Raw genomic sequence first — 8,439 nt, 5'->3', positions numbered from 1 at the left:
GCTTCGGTGGAAAAGCCCCCGGTGATGCCAAGATCGGCGGGGCGGGCCAACAGATCACGGGCCAGCAGGGTGCCGGAGCTGGTGGCCCCGAGCTTGTCGGCCAGCCGGGCCATGGGTCCGGCTGCGTCCAGGGCACCGCGGCCGTAGAGCACGTGGGGGCGCTGTGCGGCGTTGAGCAGCGCGGCAATCTGCTGCAGCTGTTCCTCGCCCAGCCGCGGGGCCGGCGGGTCAAAGCTGTACTGACCCAGATCCCAGGGCCCTTCCTGGCTTGCCGGGGCAGCCGCCAGGTCATAGGGGATCGCCAGCACGACCGGGGTGCGTTCACGCAGTGCGTGGGCGGCGGCCTGCAGGGCGGTGTGTCCGGGATTCTGGGCGTCCACCGTGTAGGTGACCGCGCGTACCGCGGTGTTGATCGCCGTTTGGTCCACGTCCCAGCCGCGCAGCCCGCCGGTGGGCGCGTCCCCGGCTACAAAGAGCACCGGGGTGTTGGCGGCCGCGGCCTCGGCGAGCGCGGTCACGGCGTTGGTGAAGCCGGCGCCGTAGGTGGTGGAGGCGATGGCGAGTTTGCCGCTGAGCCTAAAGTGGGTGTCGGCGGCGGTGACGGTGGCCTGTTCGTGGCGAACGGCGGTGTAGTCGAAGCCCTGGCGGACCGCGGCATCCAGGAAGTGGGCGTTGCCGTTGCCCATCAATCCGAAAATCTGCGGGGCGATCGGCTTCAGGGCGCGGGCGATTACAGCTGAGACGCTGGACATCATGGACTCTTTTCACGAAATGCTGATTGAGAAAATTCCATATATGTCTGCCGCTACCGTTCGCTACCGGAGAGCCGCCAGCGGGTATCGCCCCTTTTGAGAGCGCCGGAAACCGTAAAACGGTTCCTGACATTCAATAGGATAAGGCATGCCGCGCACCGAAGACCACACCCGGCCGGTGCCGACGCCGGAGCCTAGCCCCCAGCCTGGCGGTGTGCAGTTTTGTGACGGCGCACCAGCCGTGCCCTGCGGTGCCCCCGCCACCGAAAGCTGACTAGGAAATTTGGGCAGAAACCGGCACCGTGCCAGTCCAGTGCCGCACTGTACGGGCTCCGGCGACGGGGGCGCGGGCATCGGGCGGGGATAAACTTTGAGGTATGTCGAATCCCGCACAGCATGCCATGACCCCCACCGAAGCGTGGAAGAAGCTCACCGAAGGAAACCAGCGGTTCATCAAGGGCCACACCGAACACCCGAACCAGGACGGGGATCGACGTCAATCCCTGGTCGGCGGGCAGGAGCCGTTCGCCGTGATCTTCGGCTGCTCGGACTCGCGCCTGGCCGCCGAGATCATCTTCGACGTCGGTCTGGGGGACGTCTTCGTGGTGCGCACCGCCGGCCACGTCATCGACTCGGCGAGCCTGGGCTCGCTGGAGTTCGCCGTGGACATCCTGAACATCCCGCTAATCGTGATCCTGGGCCATGACAGCTGTGGCGCGGTCACCAGCGCGATTGACTCCAAGCGCAGCGGCACCCTGCCCAAGGGGTTCATCCGCGATTTGGTCGAGCACATCACCCCGTCGGTCTTCGCGGCCGAGCGCAAGGGGCTGAGCGATGTGAACTCCACCGTGGTGGAACACGTGCGGGAGACCTCCGAGCGGCTCGTGGACCGTTCACGCATCATCGCCGACGCCATCGATGAGGGACGCACCGCCGTTGTGGGCGTCACCTACCACCTGGCCGATGGAGAGGCCCAGGCGGTATCCCGCTTCGGCCTGCAGGCCCCGGTGCTGGATTAATCCTGTGGACCCCGGCTTCCCGATAGTACGGGCAGCCGGGGTCCTTTTGCCGGTGTACCGGCCGGCCGCCGTATCCTACTCGGCGCGGCCCAGCGTGTGGGCCAGCAGCTGGGGCAGTTGCGCGGTACGGAAGCGGTGCCCGGCCCGCAGCAGCTTGTCCGGCACCACCCGCTGGTCGGCCATGGCCAGCAGCTGCGCGCCCTGGCGTCCGAGCACCAGGCGCGGCGCGAACTGGGGCACCGGGATCACCGCGGGGCGATGCAGCGTGGCGGCCAGGTCCGCGGAGAAACGCTCATTGCGCACCGGATGCGGGCTCACCGCATTCACCGGGCCGCTCAGCGAACGGTCCCACAGCGCGCGAAGGTAGATGTCGAGCAGGTCATCCAGGCCAATCCAGGACATCCACTGCCGCCCATGGCCCAGCTTGCCACCCAGGCCGGCCGCGTAGAGCGGGCGCAGCACCGCCAGCATCCCTCCGCCGCTGTCCAGGACAATTCCGGTGCGGACCTGCACACGGCGCATCCCCTGGCTGCTTCCCTCCTGGGCCGCGGCCTCCCAGCGGCGCACCACCTGGCTGAGAAAGTCATCCCCGCCACTGCCGGCCGCAGCCTCTTCGGTCCATTCCTGGTCCCCGCCGGCACCACCGTAGTAGCCGATCGCCGAGGCGCTGATGAAGGTCTCCACGCCGCTGTCGGCGGCCAACCGGGCAAGCCGGGCGGTCGGCTGAATGCGGCTGGACTCGACGGCGTGCCGGTGTTCCTTCGTGAAACGGCCAAAAATGCTGGCCCCGGCCAGGTGGATCACCGCATCGCACCCCGCAAGCAGCCGGGGGTCGGGGTTGGCCGGATCCCACAGGCGCTCCCCCGGCCCGGCGGGGGCCGAGCGCACCAGACGGATCACCCGATGCCCGCCGGTGGACAGCAGGGCGGCCAGGGCCTGGCCCACCAGTCCGCTGGAGCCGGTGATTGCGACCGTGCCAGAACCCAGTCCGGCGTCGGCCGCCTGCTGGTGCGCGGCGAGGTCCCCGAGCAGCTGGCGGTGCCGGTAGGCGAGCATGCGCACGGTGGAGGAGGCCGGCATGCTGGAGTCAATCCGGTCGACCACCCGCGTGTGCCCGGTACCGACCGGTTCAAAAAGGTGTTCGTGGCGCCAGTGCAGCACCCTGGTGGGCAGGGACCGCCACCCTTGGGGGTCCAGTTCGTCGACAAAGCGCCGGCCCGGAATGTACTGCCGCGGCTGATGCCGGGCCACCCACTGCACTCCGGCCGGAAGCCGCAGCAGCGCGGTGCCGTCACGCAGTGATCGGGCTTCTTGTTCCACCTTCAGCGGCAGCCAGGGCGGCAGCAGGCGGCGCACCGCGCCAGGCCGGGAGAACCAGGCCACCACCTCATCGATGGGCTGGGGCACTTGCACGGCGCGTTCAATGCTCATGGCCCAACCCTAGCGGAGAACCAGGCGGCCCGGGCGTTGCTCCTGCCGCGGCGCTCAGGGCAGGATATGCCGCAAATTTGCGGGCTGTGGGCCAGCGAAAAGTTCCAGCTTGTTTTCACAGGCCCCTTGCCACCAATCACGGGCCGACGGGCCCGCTTGACATACCCCCCGGGGTATAGCCTAGGTTGGGTGCATACCCCCACGAAAGGATGCACCATGCTTCTGGAACGCTTCTATGACGAAGATCTGGCCCAAGCCAGCTATTTCATCGGCTGCCAGGCCAAGGGCGAGGCAATCGTCGTCGATGCCCGGCGTGACATCTCCGGGTACCTGGCACTGGCCGCCAAGCACGGAATGCGCATCGTCGCGGTGACCGAAACCCACATCCACGCCGACTACCTCTCCGGCACCCGCGAGCTGGCTGCCGCCACCGGGGCCGCCACCTACGTCTCGGGCGAGGGCGGAGCCGACTGGCAATACAGCTTCCAGGCCGAGCGCCTAATGGACAAGGACACCATCACACTGGGCAACATCACCGTGACCGCGCGCCACACCCCCGGCCACACCCCGGAGCACCTTTCGTTCCTCATCACCGACGGCGCCTTCAGCGACCAGCCCGGCTACATGCTCTCCGGCGATTTCATCTTCGCCGGTGATCTGGGCCGCCCGGACCTGCTGGACGAGGCGGCCGGCGGCGTGGACACCCGCTTCGCCGGGGCCAGGGACCTGTTCGCCTCGCTGCGCGACGTCTTTCTGAAGTTGCCGGACCACATCCAGGTCTACCCGGGCCACGGTTCGGGCAGTGCCTGCGGCAAGGCGCTGGGCGCCGTTCCCTCCACCACCGTGGGCTACGAGCGCAACTTCGCCTGGTGGGGCCGCTACCTGGCCAATAACGACGAAGAGGGCTTCATCGCCGAGCTGCTCGACGGACAGCCCGACGCCCACGCCTACTTCGCCCGAATGAAGCGCCAGAACCGCGACGGCGCCAAGGTGCTGGGCACCCTGCCGGAGTTGGTTCAGTTCACCGCACAGCAGATCATCGAGAAGACCTCCGCGAAAGAGGCGGTCTTCGTGGACACCCGTGGACATGTGGCCGTAGCCGAGGGCACCGTCGCCGGCGCCCTGGCCATCCCGGCCATTTCCAAGATGGCGAGCTTCGGCGCTTGGGCCTTCGACCCGCAAGCCGACGACCGCCAGCTGATCCTGTTCGCCGAGAACCTGGAGTCGGCCGAGGAAATGCGCGACCACCTGATGCGTGTGGGCATCGATGCGGTGTCCGGCTACGCCACCAGCCTTCGGGGCCTGCCGGCTTTTATCCCGCCACGCGTGGACCCGACGGAGCTGGAGGACTTCGATCACGCCCTGCTCCTCGACGTCCGCGGCCGGGGCGAGTTCAACGCCGGAGCCATCCCGGACGCGAAGCACATCTCCGGCGGCCGCGCCCTGTGGGCCCTGGACGAACTTCCGACCGACGGCAAGATCGTCACCTATTGCCAAAGTGGCCTGCGCAACTCGGTCGTTGCCAGCGCCCTGCGCGATGCCGGGTACGACGTGGTCGAACTGACCGGCAGCTACGCCGGCTGGGCTGCCGCCATGAACAAGACCAACGCCTAATCCAACCCCACGAAGAAGGACACGCCCCTCAAGCATGAGCACCCCCATTGATGTCATGGACGCAGCGGCCCTAAAAAAGCTGCTGGCGTCCGACGAATCCGGCGTAGCAGTCCTGGATGTGCGCACCCCCGCGGAGTTTGAATCCGTGCACATCCCTGGCTCCTACAACCTGCCGCTGGAGCTGGTCGCGGAGCACGCCCACGACGTGACCCGCAAGCTGGGCAAGCAGATTGTGCTGGTTTGCCAGTCCGGTGTCCGCGCCGGCCAGGCGCAGCAGAGGCTGGTCGACATCCACATCGAAGCCAGCAGCGTGCTCGAAGGCGGCATCGCGGCCTATGAGAAGTCCGGCGGCACCGTGGTGCGCGGCACCCGGCGCTGGGCCATGGACCGCCAGGTCCGCATGAGCGCAGGCTCGCTGGTGCTGCTGGGCTTCGTCGCCTCGAAGCTGATCCACCCGAAGCTGGGCTACCTCTCGGCGGCGATCGGCGCGGGCCTGACCTATTCCGCGGCCAGCAATTCCTGCGCGATGGCCAGCCTGCTGTCCAAGATGCCGTGGAACCAGGCCAGCACGGCCAAGGCCAACCCCCTGGCCCAGATCCCCAGCGCCGGGCAGCTGCTGAACCCGAACGGCAAGTAGGGGCAAGGACGTGGAGCCATTGGTGATTCTGGTCCTGGCCTTGTCGATCGTCGTCGGCCTGACTCTGGGTCTGCTGGGTGGCGGTGGTTCCATCCTGATGGTTCCACTGCTCACCTACGTGGCGGGCATGGACGCCAGGGAAGCGATCACCACCTCGCTGTTCGTGGTGGGCGTGACCTCGTTGGCCAGCCTGCCGCCCCACGCGCGGGCACGCCACGTGCGCTGGGTTCCCGGCCTGCTCTTCGCCGCAGCGAGCATGAGCGGCGCGTTCCTCGGCGGCCTGGCCAGCACGGTCATTCCCGCCACGGTGCTGATGGTGGCCTTCGCCATCATCATGCTGGCCAGTGCCCGGAACATGATCCGCGGACGGAAGAAGGCCGGCGGCGCCGAAGCCAAGGGCCGTTCTGTGCTGCTGTACATTCCCGTCGGACTGGTCGTCGGCCTGGTCACCGGCCTGGTGGGTGCCGGCGGTGGCTTCCTCATCGTCCCGGCCCTGGTGCTGCTGGCAGGCTTGCAGATGAAGCATGCGGTCGGCACTTCCCTGCTGGTCATCGCCCTGAACTCGGCATCCGGGATGCTGGGGCACCTGAACTCCACCGCGGTCAACTGGCCGCTGACCCTGCTCATCACGGCAGCAGCGATCATTGGCTCCCTGGTTGGAGCGCGACTGGCTTCGAAGGTGCCGGAGCAGAGACTGCGCCGCGGGTTCGGATACTTCGTGCTGGCCATGGGCGTCTTCGTCCTGACCCAGGAACTGCCGCACCCGGCAGGCGCCATCCTTGCCGCTGCCATGGCCCTGCTCACCCTCGCCTGGGTGCTTTGCACCAAAATCCCGACCCTCTCCGCCATATGCCCCTGGCGCAATGCCCGGGCGGTGCAGTAACCACCAACAACCAAAGGAGCATCAATGAAACCGCTAGAATTGACCGAAACGAACTTCGCTAAAACCGTCAAGTCCTCTGCCATGCTGCTGGTCGACTTCTGGGCAGCCTGGTGCGGCCCGTGCCGCAACTTCGCACCCGTCTTCGACACCGCCGCCGAATTGCACCAGGAGGTGACCTTCGGCAAGGTGAACACCGAGACGCAGCAGAACTTGGCGGCCGCCGCCCAGATCACCTCCATTCCCACGCTGATGGCGTTCAAGGACGGCGTCCTGGTTTATTCCCAGCCCGGTGCGCTGGACTCCCGCGGCCTGGAGGAACTGATTGCCTCGCTGAAGAACCTGGACATGGAAGCCGTGCACGCCCAGATGGCGGCCGCGGGGAAGTCCCAACAGTAATCCGGGGGTGCACCCCATGGTCTTTTCGAATAGGAGCACATCATGCGCAACGCAGATGAAGCCACACACAAACGCATCCTCAACCGCCTGAAGCGGGCCCGCGGCCAGCTTGATGCAGTGATCAACTCGGTTGAGAACGACGGCAAGTGCCGCGACGTGGTCACCCAGCTCTCTGCCGTGTCCACCGCCCTGGACCGCGCCGGATTCGCCATCGTGGCCACGGCCATGCAGCACTGCCTCATCGATCCCGAAAAGACCGCCGAAGCGGAAGACGGCTTGACCGTTGAAGAGCTGGAGAAGCTCTTCCTCTCACTTTCCTAGATTTACGGCTTACCAGCCAGAGAAGGAGGCACCTCATGTGCCGACAGGTTTCCTGCAAAAAATGTGGCAAGACCACCTGGGCCGGCTGCGGCCAGCACGTTGACTCGGTTATGCGCGGCGTCCCCGCCAAGGACCGCTGTCAAGGCCACGAGAACGAGCCGGGCAAGGGCTTCTTTAGCCGGCTCTTTGGACGCTAGAGCCGGGAGCGGTTCGCCTGGAAGCAGTTGTGCAAGAAACTGCAGCTGCGTTGCGGGAATCCGGGTTGTACACCCCGATTCCCGCAAGACATGAAGTCCACTTTCTTCTGATCTCCCGGTAGCTACCGCCTGATAAGGACGCAAGGCGGTGCATCATAAGGCATATGGGGCCACCGGATCGCTCGTCTGCCAGGCACGAAATGTACCGGCGGAAGCGCTTTGGGGCAGCCGCCAGCACTTTGGACTGGCGGCTGCCCCACGAGCCGGTACCAAGTATCACCGTGGCCGCCGTGATGGCCCTGTGCGAGTGCTAGGACAACGATGGATTCGCGCGCTCAAGCACCCACACGGGGCGGACCCCAGGGGATCCTGCATCCCCCACGCTTCGCGTGTGAGATCAACTCACCCAGTGCAGAGGGAGTTTGCCTCACCGCCTCTTCAGGCTTCAGGCAGTAGCCGCGGCCAGCAGCTCCAACACGTGCTGGTAGTCCTTGCCCGTGGCCCGGCTCATTCCCAATTCGCAGGTGCGGTTGCAGGAAGCGTGGGCCTGGCTGTCCAGCTGGCGCACCTGTTCGGCCTGCACAGCGGTGGCCGAGGCGGTCAGCTCCGGATGCAGCATGCCCCGGTCCCCGGCAAAGCCACAACATCCCCAGTCCTGGGGCACCTGAACGGTGTGGGCAACCGCCTGGGCAATCTGCACCAGCTGGTCGTTCAGCCCCATCTGGGTGGAGGAGCAGGTGGGGTGCAGGGTCAGCGACTGGATTTTCTGCCCCGCCGGCAACCGATGCAGCAGGTGCTCGGCGGTGAAGCCGAGCACGTCGATGACCTGGAATCCGTCCTGGCCCAGGATGTGCTCAAACCCCTCGGTGCAGCTGCTCGCGTCGGAGATCACCGGCAGCCTGCCGCCGGCAGGCTGGGCGGCACGCACCCGGTTCAGGACGCGGGCCTCCATCACCTCATGACCCTGCGCATAGCCCTTAGAGGTCCAGGGTGTGGCGCAGCACATGGATTCGATGCCCTCGGGCACCAGCACCGCGACCCCGGCCCGGCGCAGCAGCTGTTCGAACGCGGCTCCCACCCCCGGCCCATCCCCGCAGGAGCCGAACATGGAGTTGACGCAGGCGGGCAGGTAGAGCGCCACCGGCTCGGCATCGGGGGCGCCGAGCCGTCCGGTCAACGGTTTGCGGGC

At 66.9% G+C, this 8,439-nt stretch carries 9 protein-coding genes; 6 read left to right on the top strand and 3 right to left on the bottom strand.

Translation table 11 applies throughout. From position 1 onward, the window contains the following. Nucleotides 1-755, bottom strand: a 755-nt coding sequence (locus RCJ92_RS13895) for a thiamine pyrophosphate-binding protein (protein ID WP_446754854.1), incomplete at its 3' end; no start/stop codon positions are given. Nucleotides 756-1,129: 374 nt separating this feature from the next. Between RCJ92_RS13895 and RCJ92_RS13890 the strand changes: the two genes are divergently transcribed. Further along, complete coding sequence (locus RCJ92_RS13890; RefSeq protein WP_138174641.1) at nucleotides 1,130-1,771, top strand: carbonic anhydrase; 642 nt, start codon at nucleotides 1,130-1,132, stop codon at nucleotides 1,769-1,771. A gap of 75 nt (nucleotides 1,772-1,846) precedes the next feature. On the opposite strand, the gene RCJ92_RS13885 is transcribed toward RCJ92_RS13890, so the two are convergent. Then, nucleotides 1,847-3,202: a TIGR01777 family oxidoreductase gene (locus RCJ92_RS13885; protein WP_343831757.1), complete on the bottom strand. Its 1,356-nt coding sequence runs from the start codon at nucleotides 3,200-3,202 to the stop codon at nucleotides 1,847-1,849. Nucleotides 3,203-3,418: 216 nt separating this feature from the next. Between RCJ92_RS13885 and RCJ92_RS13880 the strand changes: the two genes are divergently transcribed. Genes RCJ92_RS13880 through RCJ92_RS13860 form a run of 5 tightly spaced genes read left to right on the top strand, consistent with a single transcriptional unit; the run spans nucleotide 3,419 to nucleotide 7,053 of the window. Beyond that, on the top strand, nucleotides 3,419-4,816 hold the full coding sequence (locus RCJ92_RS13880) for an MBL fold metallo-hydrolase (RefSeq protein WP_421014665.1): 1,398 nt from the start codon (nucleotides 3,419-3,421) through the stop codon (nucleotides 4,814-4,816). A gap of 34 nt (nucleotides 4,817-4,850) precedes the next feature. Further along, the gene (locus RCJ92_RS13875) at nucleotides 4,851-5,453 is read left to right on the top strand and encodes a rhodanese-like domain-containing protein (protein ID WP_446754853.1); all 603 of its coding nucleotides are present in this window, start codon (nucleotides 4,851-4,853) and stop codon (nucleotides 5,451-5,453) included. Between the two features lie 22 nt (nucleotides 5,454-5,475). After that, on the top strand, nucleotides 5,476-6,336 hold the full coding sequence (locus tag RCJ92_RS13870; RefSeq protein WP_446754855.1) for a sulfite exporter TauE/SafE family protein: 861 nt from the start codon (nucleotides 5,476-5,478) through the stop codon (nucleotides 6,334-6,336). 24 nt (nucleotides 6,337-6,360) lie between these two features. Next, complete coding sequence (gene trxA, locus RCJ92_RS13865; protein WP_446754852.1) at nucleotides 6,361-6,732, top strand: thioredoxin; 372 nt, start codon at nucleotides 6,361-6,363, stop codon at nucleotides 6,730-6,732. Between the two features lie 42 nt (nucleotides 6,733-6,774). After that, the gene (locus RCJ92_RS13860; RefSeq protein WP_446754851.1) at nucleotides 6,775-7,053 is read left to right on the top strand and encodes a metal-sensitive transcriptional regulator; all 279 of its coding nucleotides are present in this window, start codon (nucleotides 6,775-6,777) and stop codon (nucleotides 7,051-7,053) included. A 642-nt stretch (nucleotides 7,054-7,695) separates the two neighbouring features. Here the strand turns inward: RCJ92_RS13860 and RCJ92_RS13855 are convergent. Continuing rightward, nucleotides 7,696-8,439: (Fe-S)-binding protein (locus RCJ92_RS13855; RefSeq protein ID WP_446754850.1), on the bottom strand; the 744-nt coding region annotated here is incomplete at its 5' end.

This window comes from Glutamicibacter sp. BSL13 (genome assembly GCF_052928425.1).
The sequence above is the reverse complement of the archived record's forward strand: the minus strand, read 5'-3'. Positions and strand labels throughout refer to the sequence as shown.

Coding starts and splice junctions, on each gene's coding strand:
- RCJ92_RS13890 (WP_138174641.1), top strand. CDS start 1,130: ATGTCGAATCCCGCACAGCATGCCATGACCCCCACCGAAGCGTGGAAG.
- RCJ92_RS13885 (WP_343831757.1), bottom strand. CDS start 3,202: ATGAGCATTGAACGCGCCGTGCAAGTGCCCCAGCCCATCGATGAGGTG.
- trxA (WP_446754852.1), top strand. CDS start 6,361: ATGAAACCGCTAGAATTGACCGAAACGAACTTCGCTAAAACCGTCAAG.
- RCJ92_RS13875 (WP_446754853.1), top strand. CDS start 4,851: ATGAGCACCCCCATTGATGTCATGGACGCAGCGGCCCTAAAAAAGCTG.
- RCJ92_RS13860 (WP_446754851.1), top strand. CDS start 6,775: ATGCGCAACGCAGATGAAGCCACACACAAACGCATCCTCAACCGCCTG.
- RCJ92_RS13880 (WP_421014665.1), top strand. CDS start 3,419: ATGCTTCTGGAACGCTTCTATGACGAAGATCTGGCCCAAGCCAGCTAT.